Below are 22,624 nucleotides of genomic sequence, written 5' to 3'. Positions count from 1 at the left end.
TTAATCTTGTTTTATTTATTCTTTAAGCAAAGCCTGAATATCCTGCTGAATTTCTCTAACTCCTTTTTTCTCTAAACCGTCATAATATAAAATAGGATTTCCATAATCATCTTTTCTGCATCTGATATTACCATTTTTGTCAACCAAAGCAAAAAGTCCAGAATGTTCAAAACCTCCTTGAACCTTACTATTTTCACCCACATAAATATTGAACCCTTTATTCGACAAACTATAGATGTACTCTTTATCACCTGTCAGAAAATTCCAATTAGCTGATTTTGCCCCCAGCAATTTGGCATGTTCTTTTAAAACAGCTGGAGTATCATGTTCTGGATCTATGGTTATTGAAGCAATACCAAAATTTGGATTTCCAAAGAATGTATTTTGCAGCGTCACCATATTAGCATTCATCTTAGGACAAATAGAAGGGCAAGTGGCAAAGAAAAACTCTAAAACATAAACTTTTCCTTTATAAAAATCATTTGAAATTTTTACATTGTCCTGATTTATAAGTTCAAATTTTGGAGCTGGACCAACTTTAACCAACTTTTGATCTACTTCTTTAGAACCCCCAACTTTATCCAAACGATCCCCTTGAACAATACTGTTATTTTGCACTCTATCAACAATTTTCGGAATAGCGTATATCCCAAAAACCAGTATAATAAAAGAAATTCCTATATATGATTTATTTTTCAGCATACTATAATTGTTTTGTTGCGTTATGATTCTTTTTTAATGCAGCTCTATATTCATAAAGAATTACCTTAAAATCATCTAGCATTTCATTACTTAATTCTGCCGGATGAAATGTACTGTATCCTTCTTTATACCCTTTCTTTTGTTTTCTGCCTCTTAAATTTCGCTCTTTATCTACAATGTAAACATTAGGAGTTCCTAAATCAGCATCCAAAGCCCCTTTTAATTTTAGCTCACTAAAGTACAATTTAATTTCTTCAGGAGTTGTGAAAACAAAATGCCATTGGCTCACATCTGTAAAAGTACCCAAAGCGCTAAGCACGCTTTTAACTTCATCTTCAGTCCCTAAAGGAGCTACAACTACAAACTGCAGATCTTTAAAATCATGATACCGTTGATAAATTTTTTCGTTTAAATTGAAATAATTCCCTCTGTTTTTAAGAATTTCAGTACCTGAAAAACCAAGAATGGTAATTTTATTATTCAAAGTTACTTTTTCACCATTTAAAGATTTCCATTCTCCAAAATCAGGGATCTTTGGTGTTATCACAGGTAATTTTGTAAAGCTGTTAATTCCCGAAGCAAAAAAAAGATAAGCAACGATAGGCAATATAAACAGCACAAAAAGAACAATATTTTTTTTCATTAGAAATTATAAAATTTATTGTATTAAAATAAAAAAAGGCATCCGCTCAAACGGACACCTTTAATGTTGAATTAATATCTAGTTAAAAATTCCATTTAATTGTAGAATCTCTAAAAACCTCAAATACATAATCTCCTTCTGTTAACAGAATAAAAAGTAAATAACAAACTAAGAAAATTAACGGAAAAACAACTGCATTTCTTAATGCTTTTCTTTCACTTTCCATATGCATAAAAGCCCATACAATATAATAAGCTTTAACTAATGTTAATATGATAAAAAACCAATTTAACAAACTCATCGTCAAAAAATTGTGCATATATAAAACATCCGGTCTGATGATACCAAAAGCAACCTCAACAGTTGTGATTAAAGAAAGTATACCAAAAACAGTCCAAATTCTTTTTGTGTTAGAAACATGTTCGTGTGCGTGTGACATAATAATAAATCTAAAATTAAACTAAATAGAAGAATGTGAATACAAATACCCAAACTAAATCAACAAAGTGCCAATATAAACCCACTTTTTCAACCATTTCATAACTGCCTCTTTTCTCATAAGTTCCTAAAAGAACATTAAAGAAAATAATAATATTAATTACTATCCCTGAAAATACGTGGAATCCGTGGAATCCAGTGATAAAGAAAAAGAAATCAGCAAAAAGCTTACTTCCATATTCATTATGAGCCAGATTAGCACCTTCAATTACCAATTTAGCCTGATTCAAACGCACTTGAGATTCTTCTCTTGAAAGTACAATTTTATCTTTGTTCTTGTCTAAAGTTTCAATTCTAACCAAAACTTCAGGATGAGCTTTAAAACCAGCTTGAACTTCGGCTACAGTATAACTAGGAATAGAAGATTCTTCCATAAACCATTTAGCTTTGGCTCTAGATAAATGCTCTCTTTCAACAGGTAATTTAGCAGCAAAATCCTCTAAAGCAACTCGGTGTCCTTCTTTATCAACAAACTGAAGTAAACTGCCTCCTGTTGTTTCAATAGCTCCATATTCCCCTTTGATAAAATTTTTCCATTCCCAAGCTTGAGAACCAACGAAAATAAGACCTCCAATAATTGTTAAAAACATATAAAGGGCTACTTTATCCTTTTTCATCTGATGTCCTGCATCAACAGCCAAAACCATTGTTACAGACGAGAAAATCAAAATAAAAGTCATTAATGCCACATAATACATAGGTGCAGAAACACCATGTAAAAATGGAAAGTGTGTAAACACCTCATCAGCCAAAGGCCAAGTTTCAATAAATTTAAATCTAGAAAACCCGTAAGCTGCTAAAAATCCAGAGAACGTTAAGGCATCTGATAAGATAAAAAACCACATCATCAATTTACCATAACTTGCTCCCATTGGCTCATTTCCGCCTCCCCAAGTTTTTTCATTATTTGCAGTAGTAACTGTCGCTCCCATAAAAGTTATTCGTTAAAAAGTTCCCAAATTTACGTTTTTTTCTTATTTAAAGAAATATAAAAATAAAAATAAATAAACCCATAAGAAATCAAGAAAGTGCCAGTACATTGCACCTAGTTCTATTCCAAGAGTTTGTGTTGAATTATATTTTTGTTTAAAATGATTATAAATAATAATTAACAAAGATATCATACCGCCTGCCAAGTGCAATAAATGTACAATTACTACAATATATAAAAATGTTGTAGTAATAGAACTGGCACTTCCTGTAAAATAATAACCATTTTCGACTATTTGACCAAAACCAACAAACTGTAATACCACAAACAAAATTCCCAAAGCCAGCGTAGTCAAAAGCAACAAAGTGGTCTTACTTTGATTGTCTTTTTGAATTGCTTTTTTAGCCAAGTGAAAAGTAATACTGCATCCTAAAATAGCTGCTGTACTAAAATAAAAAGCAGAAGGCAATTGAAAATCCTTCAGCCAATCTGCTCTTGACTGACTCACCACATAGGCACTCGTAAGACCTGCAAACATCATTGTCATGCTCACCATAGCGAACAATAAAATCAGCTTATACGATCTTGCCGTTCTTGATTTATAATCTTCGGCTGTCATTGAAACTCCCATAATTATCTTAAAAATTTATCTACTATATATACTAATTGCAATAATGTTATATAAGAAACGCTTACTAACATCAACGTTCGAGCTGCCTTTGCTGTTTTTATCTGGTACAGACGAACTGCATAAAACAGCACCCATAATCCAAGAAACAACACTAAAACAGCCGCTATTGGCGAAATAAACAAACGTCCAGTATAGCCCAAAGCAGGTAATAATGAAGCAATTATTAACCAAACGCTGTATAAAATAATCTGCAGTGAAGTTCCTTTATCTTTCTTGCCTGTTGGCAGCATAAAAAAACCTGCTTTTTCATAATCCTCATATAAAAACCAGCCGATTGCCCAAAAATGAGGAAATTGCCAGAAAAACTGAATCAAAAACAAAGTCCCTGCTTCTATTCCAAACTCGTTAGTGGCAGCAACCCAGCCTAACATAAAAGGGATCGCTCCAGGAAAAGCCCCAACAAAAACAGAAAGAGGAGTTACGGTTTTAAGCGGTGTATAAATACTGGTATATAAAAAGATGGAAATCGCTCCAAACATAGCCGATTTTGGATTTATGGTATACAGTAAAGCTATCCCCAAAAGAGTAAGCAGACTTGCTACAACCAAAGCCAAACGTGGAGACATTCTTCCAGATGCAACAGGACGGTTTTTGGTACGATCCATCAAAGCATCTAAATCTTTTTCTATAACCTGATTGTAAGCATTGGAAGCACCAACCATACAATATCCGCCTATAGCAAGTTTTAGCAAAACGAGCAAACTAAAAGAATTGGTATCATTAAAACCAAGAACATAACCCGCGATTGAAGAAAAAACAACACTTATAGCCAAACCAGCCTTTGTAATTGCTTTAAAATCAATATAAATAGATTTGAACGAAGTAGGATTTGATGTTGTACTCAATGCAGATAAAATTGTTGTATTTTTTGAAAACTGCTGCAAATATACAAATTAGATTCAAAAACAATCTATGAATTAAACATTTGAAATGACAGTTGCTTTTTTAATCGGTTTTTACGGCACAATTAATCAATTATTGAGTTCGATTATTTATTTTAGAACCAATAAAAAACCTAATAATCAAAATACCAATTAAACACATCCGATCTAAACCCAACAGTAAACCAAGTTGTTTGATTTTTAAAAACTGTTGCAGTATTAGCTGTTGGATCAAAATTTCTAAATAAAAAATTTCCGAAAAATTTGAAATTTGTAGCTGGATTTACCAAGTACCCAACTTGAACTTCTGAAATAAAAACACTTGTTTTGTTTCCCTGCCCAACTTTGACCCCAGTGTCAGCATATCTATTATCATCATAGTCTCTATAAATATTTCCGCCATAATTAGATTTAGCCCCTAAATCCGCAAAATCAAAACCACGAGTACCAATTGTAAACTTAGCATTAGCATAAAATCGGTCTTTATTATAATATCCTAATAAAACCAATTCCTGAAAATTCCCTCCCCATTGGTGTCCCAAACTCTGATTGTTATGAGCATAATTCGTAATTGGCTCACTATGGGAGTACACGTAAGGACGTACATGATTGAACTCCAATTGCAGCGTTAAACTATCCACATTAAAAGCCTTGAAATATTTTGCCCCAAATTGATAGCCTAATTTATTTTTCCAGCTTCCTTCTCCTGCAAAAATATCTCCAGCAGAAAACTCATCAATAAGAAACTGTCCATAAAGATTTACCTGATTGTTCCATTTATACTTAGAAGTCAGCCCCAAAAGAGCATTACCGCTCTTGGAAGAAGAAGAAAACTCAACAGCACGATAAAATACAATTGGATTTATAAAATTAGCATCAAATCCTCTTCCGTTAGTATTGGTCCAAACAACCGATTCAAAGAAACCCAAGTTTAGTCTATTGGATACATTCCAGCTTAAATAATGATTTACGGCATATTTTGAAGCATAAGTTTTATCAACTGTAACTTCGGGACGCACATCCTTTAGCCATATATAATCAACAGTATATTTTATCTTCCAAAAATTGGCATTAATCTTAAAAAAAGGATAAGGACTGCTTCCATCACTTAATAATAAAGAGCGATATCCATCTCCAATAAAATTTTTGCCATACCCCAACTGCAAATCCAAAAACTTAGCTGCATTATATGAAATATTGGCATCGGCCAAAGGAAAATCATAAGAATCTGTATTGTATTGTTTGGCAATACCTATTCCTGGAACAATTGCAGGATTTCCGCCAGATGGTTTTATCGAATTAGCATAAGCATTATAATAATCGGCAAAACGCCCTTGGCTTTCATAAAAAGTTGTCGTGAAATTAAAACGAGGTCCAAGACCTCCTTTAACATTAAGAGCTCTTGTATTTACATAAGTGTAATCACTTTTACTAGGATTAGAAATTCCGCCTTGAACGTTAAATAAAAAATTCGCCGCAAACCAATACCCTTCTCCTTGAATTTCGGCTAAATTTTCATTCCACGTTTTTCGTCCCCACCAGCTCGTTTTATTCTTCATTAAACTAGCATTGACTTTTTGAAAATTATAATATTTCTCAACCTCCGAATAAGTATAAGGCTTTGAAGCTGTATGATTATTACTGCCAACTTTATTCATTTCCTCATCAAATTCAGCATAATAGCTATGAGAAAAAGGAATATTTAAATGACTTGTAAATTGAGGATTATCAAAACGCTTGTAAACAATACTGTCTAATTCTGTTAAACCAGCATTAACATTGATATTTTCATTTTTAGCTTTTGCAGCGGCAGCGATTTCTTCGGGAGACAATAATGGTATCGCTATACTTAGATTAAATTTTGAATAAGTTGGATTACCGTTATAAGTTGGCGGGTCAATAGTGGGAAAGCCGCCAAAAACTCTTTTTGTTTCAATTATTAGCTCTTCGTTATTTGAAGTCACAAATAAGACCTTAAACTTCCCTGAATCACTAACTTCAAAAAGCACTTTTACAGTCCCTTTATATTGATTTTGCTTCAATTTCTCGGGTACTTTAAAATTATTATACACTAATTGCTGCACTTCATTATAAAAACAATTTTCTAAATCCTGATGTTCTAAATTTTTACAATTTAAAAAAACAGGAAATCGTTCATCCAAAGATTCTGAAGGCTTATTATTCGGAGTTTGTGCATTTATTACAAATGCAGAAAAAATTAAAAGAAAAGTCAGTACTTTTTTAATCATTTTATTTGGTATAAAATCAATATTTAGAAGAAGTCTCTTCCCCGTTTGCAATAGCTCTAGCACCCGATGTGCCTATACGCTTCACTCCAAGTTCAATCATTTCGACTGCTTCTTTATAAGTCCTTACGCCGCCAGCCGCTTTTACCGGAAGTGGCGCAGCGTTTTGAAGCATTATTGTAATTGAAGCTACGGTAGCACCATTAGGCAAATCATTCTCTGTTTTATAAAACCCTGTTGATGATTTTACAAAAACAGAACTATACACTTCTGACTTAAAATTAGCAATAACAACATTTTTAATCAATGCAGTCAGTTCAGCAATTTGTGTTTCATTTAGTGCGGCCACTTCAATAATCCATTTTACTGTTTTATTATTATCAAGTCCTAGCTGAGTCCCTTTTAGGATTTCATCTTTAACCAAATCAACCTTACCAGCCTTAAAAGCCTCATAATTACAAACGTAATCTAATTCGTCAACACCATTTTTAATACATTCAAGAGCTTCATCCAACTTTTTGCTTATAGAAGATGCTCCTTCTGGAAAATCTATAACTGTCCCTATTAAAACTTTTGAATCAACGTCAACGATCATTTTTTTTGCCAAGGAAACCCTGTCCGGACGAATCATTATTAATTTAAATTCTTCGTCTATAGCTTCTTGAATAAAACCCTGAGCCACAGCTTCATTTTCCTTTTCACTTAAACCAGCCTGACTGTTCGTTTTTAAATAGGTCGAATCTAAATAATTTTTAATATCCATTTTTACAATTTAAGAAATTAAAAGCCAAAATTACATTATTCGAATGAAATGACATCAAACAAGTCTCAATAGAAACAAAAAACCCACCGAAGTGGGAATTAATTTTTTAGTATTGAATTTAAAATATTGAATCTATTACAAATCAGCACTGAAAAAACAGACAATACAGCACCTGTTAAATTAGCCAGGACATCCGCAACATCAGCATGCCTTGTTGTTGTAAACAATTCCTGCAATATCTCGATCAATATTCCAAATACAAACGAAAATAATAATGAAAGCATTAAAGGTTTCAAATCGTATTTAAATCTTAACTGCTTCCTAAAATATAAAAACCAAACAAAAGTAAACACGAAATGAAAAAAAGCATGAATACATTTATCAATATACAGAATATTTACAACTGGAAGGTCGCTAGATTTTACCAAGCAGAAATAAGCTATTACGCCTGCCCAAAACAAAGCAACTAAAAACAGAATATATTTAGGCACCTATAAGCTCTTTATATGCTTCATCCGAAAGCAATTCTTCTATTTCAGAAGGATTAGAAATTTTCACCTTAATCATCCATCCATCACCATAAGGATCAGCATTTACACTTTCAGGAGTACTTTCTAAAGCATCATTGAAAGCAATAATTTCTCCAGATAACGGAAGAAATAAATCAGATACAGTTTTTACAGCCTCAACCGTACCAAAAACCTCATCTTTATCTAAAGTCTGATCTAATGTTTCAACCTCAACATATACAATATCTCCTAATTCTTTTTGCGCAAAATGTGTAATTCCCACGGTTGCAATATCGCCTTCAAGACTTACCCATTCGTGATCTTTTGTGTACTTTAAATTTGCTGGTATGCTCATAAAATGATAATTGATAATTAATAATTATTTTTTGCACAAATGTAACAATCTTATGTACAATTATGGTTCAGATTTTTAAAAATTAATTCCCAAAATTATAGCGGAAAGTAAATCCTGAACTAATATTGGTTAAAGGAAATGAAGTCGAAATAACTGGTTTAGAAAAAGAATGATTGTAATAAAAGATTATCGTTAAGTTCTTACTCAATGAATAATCCGCTGTAGTATTCAATGTCCATATATTTTGACCGCCTCCCAACTGATTGTTATCGTAATCTAAGTAGCGTACAATGGTCTGGCTGTCTCTATAAGTCAAATCGGCTTTTATATTAATATCACTTTTTATAATACCTGTTGGATTGTCCGCCAACTTAGAGGAAAAAACCACATCTTTAATTCTATACCCCAACCCAACTACATACTCAACCCCGTGCACTTCGGTCAATAAATTATTATCAAAACTCATCGATAAAGCTCTGTCTCTATTTATTTGAGTTAACAATTTAAATGAGTTTTTTAATTCAAAATCAATGCGGACTAAAGGATTAAACTGTTCTACCAAAGTTACATTCGACATAATAGTAGGACTATAATAATTACCGCTGTCATCTAATCCATTAGGATTATTAGTATAATTAAAATTCGATCTAAAAGAATTAACCGTATATGATGCTCTGTAATTTTGTTTCAAGGAAAACCGTTTGAAGGTTTTCTTAAAAAATTCATACCGCATTAATCCAGTGTATGTAATTCCCCAATTGGGTACTGGAAAGTTTTTAAAAATATCAAAAGAAACTTTATCAGCACTGCTTCCAGAATAAGCCGCTAAAAACGAAGGCAATAAAACCGCTTGACTTGAGCTAGAAAACCCAAGCGGAAAGCCTTTGGAATCAAGATTGGCCGGGTTAGTAATATCTATCCCTCTTTCAACAGCGAGCCTATTAGCCACAGTAAGCCTGTTATTTCTAAACTCATCAAAAGCTGTAGATCGGACTTCATTACTGGTTGAAAAAGAAGTCCTTATTAATACCGTTGAAATAGAGAATATCCCATAATTATAAGGTGACCTAGAATTGTAATTACCATTTGTTACATCATACTGCTCCGAAAAATTTTCAGAAAAGGAACGGTCTGCCAGCAAATCAATTTTAAGATCCGGGATAATTTCCAAATTAGCTGATCCTTTAAATGTTTGATTATTTACGGTTGTATAATTTTGATTAAACTCTTGATATGTGGTTAGCCAGCCCTTTTTCGCCGCTTCAAAACGCACATCACTTTGGCTCCCGAAAACAAAACCTAAAGTTGGTTTAGAAGACCCGAAAAAACCAACACTTGGCGTATACCCAGGCAAAACAGTTCCCTGATTTTCTGTAAATGTCAGCTGGATATTTTTTATACTTGTGAGCACTCCTTTTAAACCATCAACAAACTGATTTTGATTAATTTTTTTTAGAGGGTCTGCTTTTACAATCTTTTCTCCTGGCTTTGGAGGAGCCACAGGCTTAGGCTTACTGGTTGCAACTCCTTTACCAATCCCAATATATTTGTACAGGGTCTCCATATTGAAAGCTGCATTAAAAGTACTCGATTTAGCATTTTGTACTGTATTCCCTAAATCGTAAGACTCACCTCCAATAGATATATCACTCAACGCTGTAGATGATTTTTGCCAGCTGTAATCTCCGGTATAAGAATAATTAGCTTTAATAAAACCTAAAACAGGAATTTTGTTCAGAGGAATTTCATAATTTAAAACAAATTGCTGCATATGAAAATTAGCGGTTCCCGTATCCAAATAACCATCCCAAATAGTTACATTATCAATAGGTTCATCAAACTCATCCAAATAATTCTTAACTAAATTTCTAGAAGCCGCCGTATAATTTATTTTTAAGGATTTGGTCAAATTAAAGTTAAATCCATATTGGTAATTGAATCCAAAATTTCTTCTGTATAAAGGCTCAAAACCAATACCGATATCTTCAACTTGTCTAAACTGCTGTTCATTATTCTGTCTGATCACATTGGTGTTAAAAGTGACACTGGAGGGCAAATAATTAAAATTAAGATCACTTAAAAACTTCCAATAAGTGCTTTTTTTCATAAACTTCGTTTTTTGAAAAGGCTCTACTGGTTTTGGCTGAAATGCAAAAGCATAATCTAATGTGGTTCTGGACTGCTGATCAATATTTTTTTCTATTTCAAAATCATGACGTTCTACTTCATTATAATATTGTGAAAAAGTGAAGTTCTCCACATCATAAGGCATTGGTTTTTTCTCTGCACTTCTATCTTTTCGCACTCCAATTAGGTTAATACTTTTTCTCTTAGTATAATCTATAGCCTGCGTTAGTTTAGCTTTTCTTTCAGCTTCAGTATCAGCGTCATCTAAAACTTGTTTCAGCTTAATATCTTCATAAAAAGGATCATATTCCGGCTTAATAATTTCTTCTCCTATTGAATAATTAAATGGTAAATTAATCCCCCATTTTTTAGGCAAAAATCTTCCGAGATTAATATTTGTCACTATATTGTACTGCTGGATATCTTCTCTGCTTCTTTCATTTGGGCCTTGTTCAATTGTGCCAAAACCAAAGTTCTTTATATTTCCGGTCATTGAAACTGTAGCTAAATCAGCAAAATTAGTATCAATATTTAATAAAGCGGCTATTCCTCCTTTATTATCCATATCAGCTAAACGGAGTTCATTGAACCAAACTTCTCCTTTAATATCCTGATGGGGTTCATTACTTTTAACTCCAAGCATAATATTTCTAATCAAACCTAAATTTGGATTTCCTTTTATCCCCAAACGAAGCTTACCGTCACCGTCTCCTCCTTCTACATTTGGATCATCATCCGAATAATAAATTCCATCCGCCGGTAAAGTAGTTTTATCAATTTTTAAAGACTTTAATTTTAGATCCGTCAATAATTTTAAAGATAAATCGATTTCATTATCTGTTGGCCAAACTAAATCAGCGCTAATCGGCGGACAGTTTTTATCTCCCGAAGAAGAAGCTGCAGTTACCTTTAACGGAATTTCTATTTGATAAAAATCATTAGAATAATCGGCTCCTATACGCAGGAAAGCAACCATTTGATTATCTTTTAATACTGTTTCGAACGGTAAAGATTCTGCGTGCAAAAACATTTTGAGCTTATTATACTGACGCATGTCAATATTAAAACTTTTGAAAGCGCCACGGCTATCCAAAGGCTCTAATCCTCCTCCGGAAATCCGCATTGACAAAGATTGTTCATCCTGATTGATAACCGTATTATTATTATACAATCGTTCTCTTTTAACACTAGGCGGGCTTACATAATTGATAGGACATCTATTGGAATTCTCTTCGATATTAACCGAAGCTGTTTCAAAAACAGTTGCATCATCACCAACATTTATATCATTAGAATCTAATGAATTTGCATAACGCCGCCATTCTCCGCGCATTAAATCCAAAGCTCCAAAACGCAAAGTAACCTTATCTGTAAAATTGGTCATAAACATTCTCATAAAACGAATTGACCTAAAATCTGAAATTTTCCCAATGGTATCCTGCGGTTGAGAAATAGGAATTTTAAACTGAATCCACCTTGCATCAGTAGTGGAGCCGTTTGGCAGTGTTATGATTGTATTGCGTTCATCCGAAATATAATTTTGCCCCACTTTCATATCCGGTTTCATATCAATACTATATTCATAATACGCATTAATGGTATTCATAGTATTATCCCTATTCACATCCTCAACATCTGGAATTGTCGTCGAACCTCTGTTAGGTGAATTAATATTAACAGTTGAATTATTCTCTACCCCATTATAATTTTTATACCGGTCAAGCACACTTCCTGTAGTATTGAGATAATAAGTATAATCATCAGCTGCAGGATCGGAATCAGATGCATAATTGCTGTATACTTTTGCTTCTTCTTTTGACGCAAGCCCATCAAAACCAATATCCTGATTGATCCGATTACTTTCATTATTGTCAAATGCATAAATCAGCGATTGTGATGCTGGTGCATTACCCCAAACTGGTGCTGGATTTACTAAAACCTGATCGGGTCCAAAACCGTTTTCATAAACTTTACGGCCGTCTTTCAAAACATCTTCGGAGATTTCTCCTAGATTAAAATAAATTTTACCTGAATTTGTATTTGATGTTTTCCCCGCTCCAACATAAGGGTCCATAACCCAAAACTGAATATACTCGACATTACTTTGTTCAAAATTTGTAGAACTCAAAGACCTTACAATTCCTCCATAATTTTCATTAGGCGTATCTCCTACATTCAAATTATTGTTATAAGGACCACGCTCTTTTGGATAATAACTCAAGTCTAATGTACTCACAACAAGTGATTGCCCTTGAGCGATATCTGTTAATGGGTACAGTTCTTCACTATAAACTCTCCTTGTTGCGTTCGTAGACAAATCATCATTTGTTATTCCTGATGGTTTCGAAGTGTAAAAAACAGGATCTATAGAATACCAAGATAATTTTGCTCTTTTAAAACCATAATCTAGCCCTTCTAAGTTACCATTAAAATTATAGGCGCTTCTGTTACTATTTGCCGGGGTAGAAGACAAAGTCCATGCATAAGGTGAACGCAAATCTATTGATGACTGAGAGCTTTCAAAATCATCAACATATATGGTTGATTCGCCTTCAAACTTATCTCCTTTGGATGCATTGGGCATCAGATAAGCAAACTCACCGCTCACTGCAATAGATGAAGGAGCATCTGTATCTATATTAGGCAGCTTATTAACCAAACGGGTAAAAAATGGAACCTGTGAAGAATAATTTCCATGCAACCCAAATATGCTGTTGTCAACAGATTCTTGACCATAACTGGATTTTTGGGTAAACGGCTTTTCTTTCAGATTCAAAAAAGTAGCACCGACCATAAAATTTTCTGAAATTAAATGATCTACATTGACACCAAAGAATCTTCTCGTTTGCTGTCCAAAAACAGAGTTGTTTTCTAGCGAAATTTCAATTGGAGTATTCGAAGCCTGTAACGACGGATCAAGAATCTGAACTTTTCCCAATTGATAATTAACACTATAATCTACTCCCTCTACCAGAACCCTGCCTGCCGCTGTAACTTTTACAGAACCTAAAGGAACATTGAATGCACCTATTGGAATTCCATCCCCCCCAACAGATTTATACTTTCCGCGCAAAAGAAATTTATTCAGCTCTGGGTATTGAATTGCCTTTGCCTGTGTTACTCTATACATATAAGGGTTTACATATTTTTTTTGATTATCATTATAAGTTGTTACATCATTATAATCCTCAGCAGAACCCTGAGTTTTCAGTTTAGAAAATAACAATTGCCCAAAAGGCTCTTTAGTAGTAAAAATCAATCTCCCGTTTTGAGAATCCACAGTCATACCCGGAATAAAATCAAAAAAACCATCCCCGCCTATCTGCGGATCATTATTGTAATTCAGCTTATCTAAGTTAAGCACTTTTAGCAAAGTAGTGTTTTCGACTGTATTTTCGGGAGTTGGGTTTGGCGGAAAAGAAGTGCCTGCAACAGGTGTTATATAATTTAATGCCGATGGATTTTTATATAAAATATTAAGCCTAAAATCTTCTTGAACCAACTGATAAGCTCCCTGTATTTGATAAATATTTTTCATCATCAGATTCCAAACAGGATCCTCAACATTTGTCAAACTGCTTTTTAGCATTTTCAAAATCAAAGTCTGGGAAATAACCGTTTGATTGGAGGATTGATTTCCCCCAACAACAGTAGCCTCAACACCATCATTTCCAAATTCCCCTACTTGATACACTTTGTCTCCAATAGAATACTGATAGGCAACAGCCAAAATTTCGTCATTCCCTAATCGTTGCTGTAAGGAGATATACCCCAATTGTGCATTAAAAGTATATTCATTAGGCAATAACTTTCTGGCATTTTCTAATTTAGAATAGTCTTGCCCTTCACTAACATCAATTGAAGGCGAGAATCCAGAACTAGCAGTAACAATTTCACGGATATTACTATTTAAATATCCCGTATTGTTATTGATTAAAGCTGGATTATATAAGTTATTAGCATTATCAGCAGGAGAATCTATTGGTTTAACAAACATTCCCGCAGAAGGATTTAACACTACCACTTTATTATCTGGCAGACCAGTTAATTGAGCTTCACCTAAATCCTGCAATGCAATAATATTTCTTAAATTATTGCTTGTTGTATTTACCCTATTCTGTTTATTGGTAACCCAAACTTCTATTCTTGTGATTTGAACTCTGGAATCAATAAAAGGATAATTTTTTAAAGAAGCATCATATTTCTCTCTAAAGTATTGAGACAAGAAGAAGTGCCTGTCATTATCATAATCTAAACCATACATCTCAAATTCCTGAATAGTACCGCCTCCTTGAGCCGTTACTCTTTTGGCTTGAGATTTTTGTTCAGAAAAAACGCCTGTTACCGTAGTTTTACCAAATTGCAATTCGGTTTTTACCCCAAATAAGCTTTGAGCTCCCTGAATCAAAGTACTGTTTAAAGGCATGCTTACATTTCCAACCTCAATTTTTCGGACAATATCATCATCCGCAGGAGTATATTCTAGTTTTAATAAATTTTGAAAAGCAAAAGTCGATTGAGTATCAAAATTAGCATTCACATTAAGTCTTGTACCTACTTTACCCAACAAACTCATACTTATTCGCTGATTAAAATCGAATGAGGTATTGGTTCGATTTCTAGGCGAAAAGGCTGGATTATCCTGTTTCGTATATAATAACCCTAAATCCACTTCAATGGATCCTGTAGGTTTTACATCAATAGTATTACTTCCGAAAATAGATTCAAAGAGTCCTGATTTTATGTAATATCTAGGCAATAAATCTTTTTTTGCCGCATCACTCCCTTTTTTATTTCCATCAATTGCATCCAGTTTTTTTCCAAAATACTGATTCATGGATTCTTTTAACATCAATTTTTCGTACTCAGCTGGTGTTAAAACAACAGGGTAATTAATATTAAAATCGTCTACCGAATTAGTATAAATATAAGTATTGGTAACAGGGTCATAAGTATAGGCTGACAATATGCTTTTAGGATTTGCCATTTGAATCTCGCCAACATCATATCCTTTTTTGATTGTATCCTGCACAGCATTTTGCACTTGGGCCTGAGATACGAAGCCACAAATGAACAGTAGCAAAAAAAAGTAGATTTTATGCATATCGATTAGGCTGATAAATGACCTCTTATAAATTTTTTAAAGCTTTTTTAATTATAGTTTCCACAGTAGCCTCTGGATCTTCTTTGATAATTTTTTCAATAATTTTTTCAGAAGTTTTCCTAACAAAACCAAGAACTTCTAAAGCAGATAACGCTTCATCTTTATTAGTATTGCTTTGTGACATAGAAACTTCATCCAAATCGTAAAGTTTTAACACTTTCTCCTTTAAATCGAGGATTACCCTTTGCGCTGTTTTACTTCCAATCCCTTTTATTTTCTGAATAGTTGCCACATCTCCTGAAGCAATCGCATTAATAATCTGTTTGGGCTCCAAAGAAGAAAGCATGGTACGGGCAATACTGGCACCAATACCAGATACTGACAATAACATTTTGAAAATTTCTCTTTCGGATTTTTCAACAAAACCAAACAAAGTGTGTGCATCCTCCTTTATTTGCAGATATGTAAACAGCTTAATAAAATCAGTATTAGGCAATAAAGAATAAGTATGCAAAGATATATTTACATGATAACCGACACCATTACAATCAATCACTACTTCGGTAGGGTTTTTTTCTACTAATTTTCCTTGCAAATGTGCTATCATAAAATAAATTATCTATTCAAATATAATAAAAATTTGAGATTAAAAGATAAATATACTGCAGATATTGGACTACATTTTTTAGACATAAACCAATACACGGCATTTCAATCTTAAAATCTCAAATTTTAATCTTTGGGTATTTTACTTCTATTTTCCTTTTAATCTCATACTTTTTTCTTGAGCGTCAATAACAGCAATTGCAGCCATATTTACCATTTCCTCAACACTAGCTCCCAGCTGAAAAACATGGACCGGATGTTTCATCCCCATCATAATAGGCCCGATTGATCCATTCTTATTCAGTTCTTTCATTAATTTATAAGTAATGTTAGCTGATTCAAGATTTGGAAAAACCAAAGTATTTACTTTTTTTCCTGCCAATTTCGAAAAAGGAAATTTAGCAGATAACATATCAGGATTCAAGGCAAAATCGGCCTGAACTTCTCCATCTACAATAATTTCTGGGTGATGCTCATGTAAATAGGCCACCGCTTCTTTTACTTTTGAAGCACTTGGATTTCCCGAAGAACCAAAATTAGAGTAAGAAACCATTGCTATCACAGGCTCAATGCCAAACATTTTTGCCGTAGTTGCAGTCATAACAGCAATTTTTGCCAGTTCTTCAGCTGTTGGATTTACATTTATTGCAGTATCCGATAAAAACATCGGCCCTCTAGCAGTCATCATTATATTAGTTGTTGCTGCCAACGAAACATTTGGCGCTTTACCAATTATTTGCAGCAACGGTTTAACCACAGAAGGATAACTTCTGGAATGTCCTGAAACCATCGCATCTGCTTCTCCAGTATTCACCATCATAGCGGCAAAATAATTTCGTTCTCTTATGAACTTTTCAGCATCATATAGCGAAACACCATTTCTTTTTCTTGACTCCCATAACGCAGTCGCATATCTTGTTCTTCTTTCTTGTTCTTCTTCAAGCTTTGGATCAACTATCTGAACATCAGCATCAAAACCTAATTCTGCTTTTAATTCTAATATAATTTCTTTATTCCCTAATAAAATAGGAAAACCAATACCTTCTTCATAAACAATTTGAGCAGCTTTTAAAACATCTAATTGTTCCGCTTCTGCAAAAACAATTCTTCTAGGATCCGTTTTGGCTCTATTGGTAATCAAACGGATCATTTTATTATCGTTCCCAAGACGTTCCAATAATTCCTCTTTGTACTTATCCCAATCTGTTATTGGATTCAGCGCAACCCCAGATTCCATAGCGGCTTTTGCGACAGCAGGAGCAACCTCAGAAATTAATCTTGGATCAAAAGGCTTTGGAATAATATAATCTTTGCCAAAAACCAGTTTTGTAGCTCCATAAGCTATATTCACTTGCTCCGGCACATTCTCTTTTGCAAGCGCTGCAAGAGATTTTACAGCGGCCATCTTCATTGCCTCATTTATCTTTGTAGCACGAACATCCAACGCTCCTCTAAAAATATAAGGAAATCCAAGAACGTTATTAACCTGATTAGGATGATCTGAGCGTCCTGTTGCCATAATTACATCCTTGCGGGTAGAAATAGCAAGATCATAAGCAATTTCAGGATTTGGATTGGCCATAGCAAAAACAATTGGATTGTCTGCCATTGATAATAACATTTCTGCAGACATCACATCTGCAGTTGATAATCCCAAGAAAATATCTGCTCCTTTTAATGCTTCTCCAAGACTTATAGAAGCACCATCAATAGCATAATTCAGCTGTAAATCAGACAAATTAGGTTTGTCTTTTGTTAAAAGGCCTTTGCTGTTGAACATTAAAATATTCTCTTTTTTCACACCCAATAAAACATAAAGATCGGCGCAAGCAATAGCAGCAGATCCTGCACCCGACACCACCATTTTTACATCTTCGGCTTTTTTACCAGCCAGTTCTAATGCATTAATCAAAGCAGCTGAAGATATAATAGCAGTTCCATGCTGATCATCATGCATCACAGGTATATTGAGTTCTTCCACTAACCTACGCTCAATTTCAAAAGATTCCGGCGCCTTAATGTCTTCTAAATTAATACCACCAAATGTTGGCGCAATATTTTTTACTGTCTGTATAAACTCTTCAACATCCTTCGTTCCAATCTCTATATCAAATACATCTATATCCGAAAATATTTTAAACAAAAGGCCTTTCCCTTCCATTACTGGCTTTGATGCTTCTGGTCCAATATCACCAAGCCCCAAAACAGCCGTCCCGTTTGAGATTACAGCTACCAGATTTCCTTTTGCTGTGTATTTATAAACATTATTGATATCTTTGGCGATTTCCAAACAAGGTTCTGCAACCCCTGGAGAATAAGCCAGAGACAAATCTCTTTGTGTTGCATATTTTTTGGTGGGGACTACTTGTATTTTTCCTGGAGTAGGTTTAGCGTGATACAATAACGCTTCACTTCTTTTACTATTATTGTCCATTTTTATTTTTTTTCGAGTAACAAAGATAAACCACTTGCTTCAAAACAGAAGCTTTTATCACATTCTTTTAGTCATTTTGATTAATTTATAACTAAAAAAAATAGCTACATTTAATGTAGCTATTTAATAAAAATTTCAATTAACTGTTACTGAGAAATATACGAATCCAAATGCTTAATTGTTTCTTTTTGAATTTCAATTATAGCTTTTACAACATCTCCAATAGAGACAAGTCCGATTATCACATCATTTTCAATCACCGGCAAATGTCTTATTCTTCTTCCGCTCATTAATCCCATGCAATATTCCAAATTATCAGAAGGCTTAACAGTTATTACATCTCTCTCCATAATTTCACTTACTGGCGTTTTCTTAGAAGACTTATCTTTTAAAACAATTTTTCTTGCATAATCCCTTTCCGATAAAATTCCTTTTAAAACTCCATTGTCAATTACAAGAATTGCACCTATGTTTTTTTCTCCCATAACTCTTAAAGCTTCGAATACGGTAAAAGTCGAAACAATAGAATATACCTCTGCCCCTTTTGTTCTTAGTATTTGATTTACAGTCATAATAGATAAATTTTTAGAAAGTTAAATTTAAAAAAAAAAGACATACAAAAACCAAAAAATTGAAATTTAATCATCAAAAACAAAATTTTCATTTGCAATAAAACGCAAATTCGCAATTAAAAAAATCACCAACCTGAGTTCGATTTTAATCTTTTAATAGGCTATCAGCAATAAATCAATTATTCAAGAAAAAGGATATTCCGCTTTAAGCCATGGAATTTTGATCTTTTAAGAGGAGAATCTTTAAACACCTTTTTAAAAGTTTCTTCTGTAATTTCTATCCAATCTTTTTTGGACATCGAAAGTAATTCGGAGTTAGCGTTTAATAAAGGTTCATTATGCGGTTTTGAAAAACGGTTCCAAGGGCAAACATCCTGGCAAACATCACATCCAAAAGCCCAATCATCAAACTTACCCTTCATCTCTAATGGAATACTGTCTTTTAGTTCAATCGTAAAATAAGAAATGCATTTACTGCCGTCAACCACATACGGAGCAACAATTGCCTGTGTAGGACAGGCATCAAGACATGCGGTGCAAGAACCGCAATGATCTGTAACGGCATGATCATACTCTAAATCAAGATCAATAATAAGCTCAGCGATGAAATAAAAAGAACCCACTTTTTGAGTTAGTAAATTGCTGTTTTTTCCAATCCATCCTAAACCGCTTTTGGCAGCCCAAGCTTTATCCAAAACCGGTGCCGAATCCACAAAAGCACGGCCTGAGATTTCCCCAATATTCTGTTGGATTGAAAACAGGAATTCATTAAGTTTTTCTTTGATGACAAAATGATAATCCTGTCCATACGCATACTTGGAAACTTTATAGGAATCAGGATTTTGAGTTTCCGAAGGATAATAATTCAGCAAAAGTGAAACCACACTTTTAGCATCATCTACTAATAAAGTGGGATCTAAACGCTTGTCAAAATGGTTCGCCATATAGGCCATCTGACCATTATAGTTATTATTCAGCCAATTTTCTAAACGGGGAGCTTCCTGCTCAAGAAAGCCAGCTTTAGAAATGCCGCAAGATAAAAAACCGAGGCGCTTGGCTTCGGACTTTATAAATTTTGAATATGTTTCTTTTGAATTGATTGTCATCTTTTAGTAAATAAAACTTCTACCCCGACAGGCTTTAAAGTAACCAGCGGATTAAACTGAACCTCTCCGCTGATGGATTTTATCTCGTATTTTTTCACAATTTTAAAAAGCGTCAAACACATTTCATAAATAGCAAAACCAGTACCTATACACATTCTTGGACCAGCACCGAAAGGATAAAAATACTGCATAGAATGCTTTTTTTGTTCTCCTAAAAACCGTTCTGGATTAAATGCTGAAGGATTATTCCAATATTTAGGATTGCGGTGCAATTCATATAATGAAATACCAATTAGCGTTCCTTTTTTTACATGATAAGAAGCAATAGTATCATCTGTAACATTCTGTCTGTCTACAATCCATGCTGGAGGATATAAACGCATTGATTCATTCAAAACAGCATTGATATAGGTCATTTTCTGCAGCTGATCTACAGTATCACTTTCTTGAGATTCAATTTCTATAATCTCCTGCCAAACTTTTTGCTGCACATCAGGATGCTTTGCTAAAAGGTAAAGGGTAAAAGTCAAAGCATTTGCGGTTGTTTCATAACCCGCAACAAAAAAAATTTTTATTTCATCAATTAATTGAGTCACCGGCATTGCTTCTCCTGTGTCTTCATATCGTGTTTCAAGGAGCATATTCAACAAATCATTAGTATGCACTTTTGAAGTAATTCTTTCTTCTACGATTTCTTGAATAATATTGTTGTTTTCTAAAGACAGCCGAAAATGTTTTTTAGCTTGTCCGCTTAATAAAAACCACCATCCTTTATGGGGAAGTCTTACTTCTTTGATTAAGAATTTCTGAACTTCATCAATAATAAACTTTATTCTGTCTAATTTTTCTTTGGAGGTAGAAAGATGAAATAATGATTTGGCAACAACATTATATGCTAACTGACTCATTACAGGAAAAATATCGACAGGCTTTACTTCAGCTAATTCATTCAGTTCCGAATCAATAATCCTTTCCATGTTGACAACCAATTGATTCATTTTTTGCTTATGAAATGCAGGCTGAATCAATCTTCTTTGCTTTAGCCAAAAATCACCATCCGATGTCAAAAGTCCTTTTCCCAGATATTTCGACAGATATACGGTTTGGATATTAGACTTATAATAGTTTTTATGATTTTTTTGTAAAATATACTGAGCAATATCATTATCTCTTGACAATATCAAATGCTTCGTCCTTCCAATCTTAACAGAAAAAGTATCACCTAATTTATCAAAATATTTTTTATGAAACGGAATCGGATTTTTACGGATTCCTTCAGCATCTAAAAAGAAATTAAATATTGAAAGTCTTTTTGGATAATTATATTTCTGATGCCCTGTCATTACTAAATTTTAAAAAAGTCCGCCTTGTATATTTGCTTTTATTTTCCCTAAATGCTTATATGCTTTCTCAGTTACTTCACGTCCTCTCGGTGTCCGCATAATAAAACCCTCCTGAATCAAAAACGGCTCATAGACTTCCTCGATTGTTTCACTGCTTTCTGAAACAGCAGTTGCCAAAGTTGACAGACCAACAGGCCCGCCTTTAAACTTATCAATGATTGTATTTAGAATTTTATTATCCATCTCGTCCAAACCATGTGCATCTACATTAAGTGCCTTTAAGGCATAACGGGCGATTTCAATATCGATAGTTCCATTTCCTTTAATTTGGGCAAAATCTCGTACGCGGCGCAACAGAGCATTAGCAATACGAGGAGTTCCTCTGCTCCTGCCTGCAATTTCGATTGCCGCTTCCATCGTAATAGGCATTTTGAATATCATAGCACTCCGTTCCACAATAGTTGTCAAAAGTTCAGTTGTGTAATATTGCAATCTGGAAGATATCCCAAAACGGGCTCGCATTGGAGCGGTCAAAAGACCAGATCGCGTTGTTGCACCAATAAGTGTAAAAGGATTCAAATTAATTTGCACTGTTCTGGCATTTGGCCCCGACTCAATCATAATATCTATCTTGAAATCCTCCATAGCAGAATATAAATACTCCTCAACTATAGGACTTAAACGATGAATCTCATCAATAAACAAAACATCACGTTCCTCAAGATTAGTAAGTAATCCAGCTAAATCACCCGGCTTATCCAAAACTGGGCCAGAAGTAATTTTGATTCCAACCCCAAGTTCATTTGCCAAAATATTAGCCAAAGTAGTTTTACCTAAACCTGGAGGGCCGTGAAAAAGCGTATGATCCAAAGCCTCATTACGCTGATTAGCCGCGGCGACAAAAACTTTAAGATTGTCCAATACTTGATCTTGACCCGAAAAATCATCAAAAGACAAAGGCCTTAATCTTTTTTCAATATCAAGCTCTTCTGGACTAAAATTATTATTTGTAGGATCTAAATTCTCATTCATTCGATAAAGATAAAAAAAGTAATCATTGCAATAAAAAAAATGCCTCTCAATAATGAAAGGCATTTATATAATTTTTGAAAT

At 33.9% G+C, this 22,624-nt stretch carries 17 protein-coding genes; all 17 read right to left on the bottom strand.

Annotation, left to right across the window (positions count from 1 at the left end; all coding sequences use genetic code 11):
• Positions 1–15: 15 nt before the first annotated feature.
• Entirely contained in the window at positions 16–702 is a 687-nt protein-coding gene (locus tag AC1DVP_RS04430; RefSeq protein ID WP_477182333.1) for an SCO family protein, read from the bottom strand.
• 1 nt (position 703) lies between these two features.
• Complete coding sequence (locus AC1DVP_RS04425) at positions 704–1,345, bottom strand: hypothetical protein (RefSeq protein ID WP_477182332.1); 642 nt, start codon at positions 1,343–1,345, stop codon at positions 704–706.
• An 82-nt stretch (positions 1,346–1,427) separates the two neighbouring features.
• A complete protein-coding gene (locus AC1DVP_RS04420) occupies positions 1,428–1,784 on the bottom strand; it encodes a cytochrome C oxidase subunit IV family protein (RefSeq protein ID WP_477182331.1) in 357 nt (118 codons plus the stop codon).
• Positions 1,785–1,800: 16 nt separating this feature from the next.
• Positions 1,801–2,775 (bottom strand): cytochrome c oxidase subunit 3, encoded by a 975-nt coding sequence (locus AC1DVP_RS04415; RefSeq protein WP_477182330.1) that lies wholly within the window; start codon positions 2,773–2,775, stop codon positions 1,801–1,803.
• A gap of 42 nt (positions 2,776–2,817) precedes the next feature.
• The gene (locus AC1DVP_RS04410) at positions 2,818–3,405 is read right to left on the bottom strand and encodes a cytochrome c oxidase subunit 3 (protein WP_477182329.1); all 588 of its coding nucleotides are present in this window, start codon (positions 3,403–3,405) and stop codon (positions 2,818–2,820) included.
• Positions 3,406–3,407: 2 nt separating this feature from the next.
• Positions 3,408–4,310, bottom strand: coding sequence for a heme o synthase (gene cyoE / locus AC1DVP_RS04405; protein ID WP_369828769.1), 903 nt, complete (start codon positions 4,308–4,310; stop codon positions 3,408–3,410).
• A gap of 170 nt (positions 4,311–4,480) precedes the next feature.
• On the bottom strand, positions 4,481–6,595 hold the full coding sequence (locus AC1DVP_RS04400) for a gliding motility protein RemB (RefSeq protein ID WP_477182328.1): 2,115 nt from the start codon (positions 6,593–6,595) through the stop codon (positions 4,481–4,483).
• Positions 6,596–6,611: 16 nt separating this feature from the next.
• Complete coding sequence (gene deoC, locus AC1DVP_RS04395) at positions 6,612–7,355, bottom strand: deoxyribose-phosphate aldolase (RefSeq protein WP_477182327.1); 744 nt, start codon at positions 7,353–7,355, stop codon at positions 6,612–6,614.
• A gap of 98 nt (positions 7,356–7,453) precedes the next feature.
• A complete protein-coding gene (locus tag AC1DVP_RS04390) occupies positions 7,454–7,846 on the bottom strand; it encodes a VanZ family protein (protein WP_477182326.1) in 393 nt (130 codons plus the stop codon).
• The gene (gene gcvH, locus AC1DVP_RS04385) at positions 7,839–8,219 is read right to left on the bottom strand and encodes a glycine cleavage system protein GcvH (protein WP_100432147.1); all 381 of its coding nucleotides are present in this window, start codon (positions 8,217–8,219) and stop codon (positions 7,839–7,841) included. Before gcvH ends, AC1DVP_RS04390 begins: the two co-directional genes overlap by 8 nt.
• A gap of 82 nt (positions 8,220–8,301) precedes the next feature.
• Entirely contained in the window at positions 8,302–15,450 is a 7,149-nt protein-coding gene (gene sov, locus AC1DVP_RS04380) for a T9SS outer membrane translocon Sov/SprA (RefSeq protein ID WP_477182325.1), read from the bottom strand.
• A 25-nt stretch (positions 15,451–15,475) separates the two neighbouring features.
• Entirely contained in the window at positions 15,476–16,057 is a 582-nt protein-coding gene (gene ruvA / locus AC1DVP_RS04375; protein WP_477182324.1) for a Holliday junction branch migration protein RuvA, read from the bottom strand.
• 147 nt (positions 16,058–16,204) lie between these two features.
• Positions 16,205–18,490, bottom strand: coding sequence for an NADP-dependent malic enzyme (locus AC1DVP_RS04370; RefSeq protein ID WP_477182323.1), 2,286 nt, complete (start codon positions 18,488–18,490; stop codon positions 16,205–16,207).
• A 146-nt stretch (positions 18,491–18,636) separates the two neighbouring features.
• Complete coding sequence (locus AC1DVP_RS04365; protein WP_477182322.1) at positions 18,637–19,062, bottom strand: CBS domain-containing protein; 426 nt, start codon at positions 19,060–19,062, stop codon at positions 18,637–18,639.
• Between the two features lie 179 nt (positions 19,063–19,241).
• Positions 19,242–20,168, bottom strand: a complete 927-nt coding sequence (gene queG / locus AC1DVP_RS04360) for a tRNA epoxyqueuosine(34) reductase QueG (RefSeq protein WP_477182321.1) — start codon at positions 20,166–20,168, stop codon at positions 19,242–19,244.
• Positions 20,165–21,511: a cytochrome P450 gene (locus AC1DVP_RS04355; protein ID WP_477182320.1), complete on the bottom strand. Its 1,347-nt coding sequence runs from the start codon at positions 21,509–21,511 to the stop codon at positions 20,165–20,167. Before AC1DVP_RS04355 ends, queG begins: the two co-directional genes overlap by 4 nt.
• A 9-nt stretch (positions 21,512–21,520) precedes the next feature.
• Entirely contained in the window at positions 21,521–22,543 is a 1,023-nt protein-coding gene (gene ruvB, locus AC1DVP_RS04350; RefSeq protein WP_477182319.1) for a Holliday junction branch migration DNA helicase RuvB, read from the bottom strand.
• Positions 22,544–22,624 lie beyond the last annotated feature (81 nt).

The organism is Flavobacterium sp. P3_A6, assembly GCF_056403035.1.
Note: the sequence above shows the minus strand (reverse complement) of the source record. Positions and strands in the feature narration are given on the sequence as shown.

Coding starts and splice junctions, on each gene's coding strand:
- AC1DVP_RS04355 (WP_477182320.1), bottom strand. CDS start 21,511: ATGACAGGGCATCAGAAATATAATTATCCAAAAAGACTTTCAATATTT.
- gcvH (WP_100432147.1), bottom strand. CDS start 8,219: ATGAGCATACCAGCAAATTTAAAGTACACAAAAGATCACGAATGGGTA.
- AC1DVP_RS04365 (WP_477182322.1), bottom strand. CDS start 19,062: ATGACTGTAAATCAAATACTAAGAACAAAAGGGGCAGAGGTATATTCT.
- ruvB (WP_477182319.1), bottom strand. CDS start 22,543: ATGAATGAGAATTTAGATCCTACAAATAATAATTTTAGTCCAGAAGAG.
- AC1DVP_RS04415 (WP_477182330.1), bottom strand. CDS start 2,775: ATGGGAGCGACAGTTACTACTGCAAATAATGAAAAAACTTGGGGAGGC.
- queG (WP_477182321.1), bottom strand. CDS start 20,168: ATGACAATCAATTCAAAAGAAACATATTCAAAATTTATAAAGTCCGAA.
- AC1DVP_RS04430 (WP_477182333.1), bottom strand. CDS start 702: ATGCTGAAAAATAAATCATATATAGGAATTTCTTTTATTATACTGGTT.
- AC1DVP_RS04370 (WP_477182323.1), bottom strand. CDS start 18,490: ATGGACAATAATAGTAAAAGAAGTGAAGCGTTATTGTATCACGCTAAA.
- AC1DVP_RS04400 (WP_477182328.1), bottom strand. CDS start 6,595: ATGATTAAAAAAGTACTGACTTTTCTTTTAATTTTTTCTGCATTTGTA.
- deoC (WP_477182327.1), bottom strand. CDS start 7,355: ATGGATATTAAAAATTATTTAGATTCGACCTATTTAAAAACGAACAGT.
- ruvA (WP_477182324.1), bottom strand. CDS start 16,057: ATGATAGCACATTTGCAAGGAAAATTAGTAGAAAAAAACCCTACCGAA.
- sov (WP_477182325.1), bottom strand. CDS start 15,450: ATGCATAAAATCTACTTTTTTTTGCTACTGTTCATTTGTGGCTTCGTA.
- AC1DVP_RS04425 (WP_477182332.1), bottom strand. CDS start 1,345: ATGAAAAAAAATATTGTTCTTTTTGTGCTGTTTATATTGCCTATCGTT.
- AC1DVP_RS04420 (WP_477182331.1), bottom strand. CDS start 1,784: ATGTCACACGCACACGAACATGTTTCTAACACAAAAAGAATTTGGACT.
- AC1DVP_RS04410 (WP_477182329.1), bottom strand. CDS start 3,405: ATGGGAGTTTCAATGACAGCCGAAGATTATAAATCAAGAACGGCAAGA.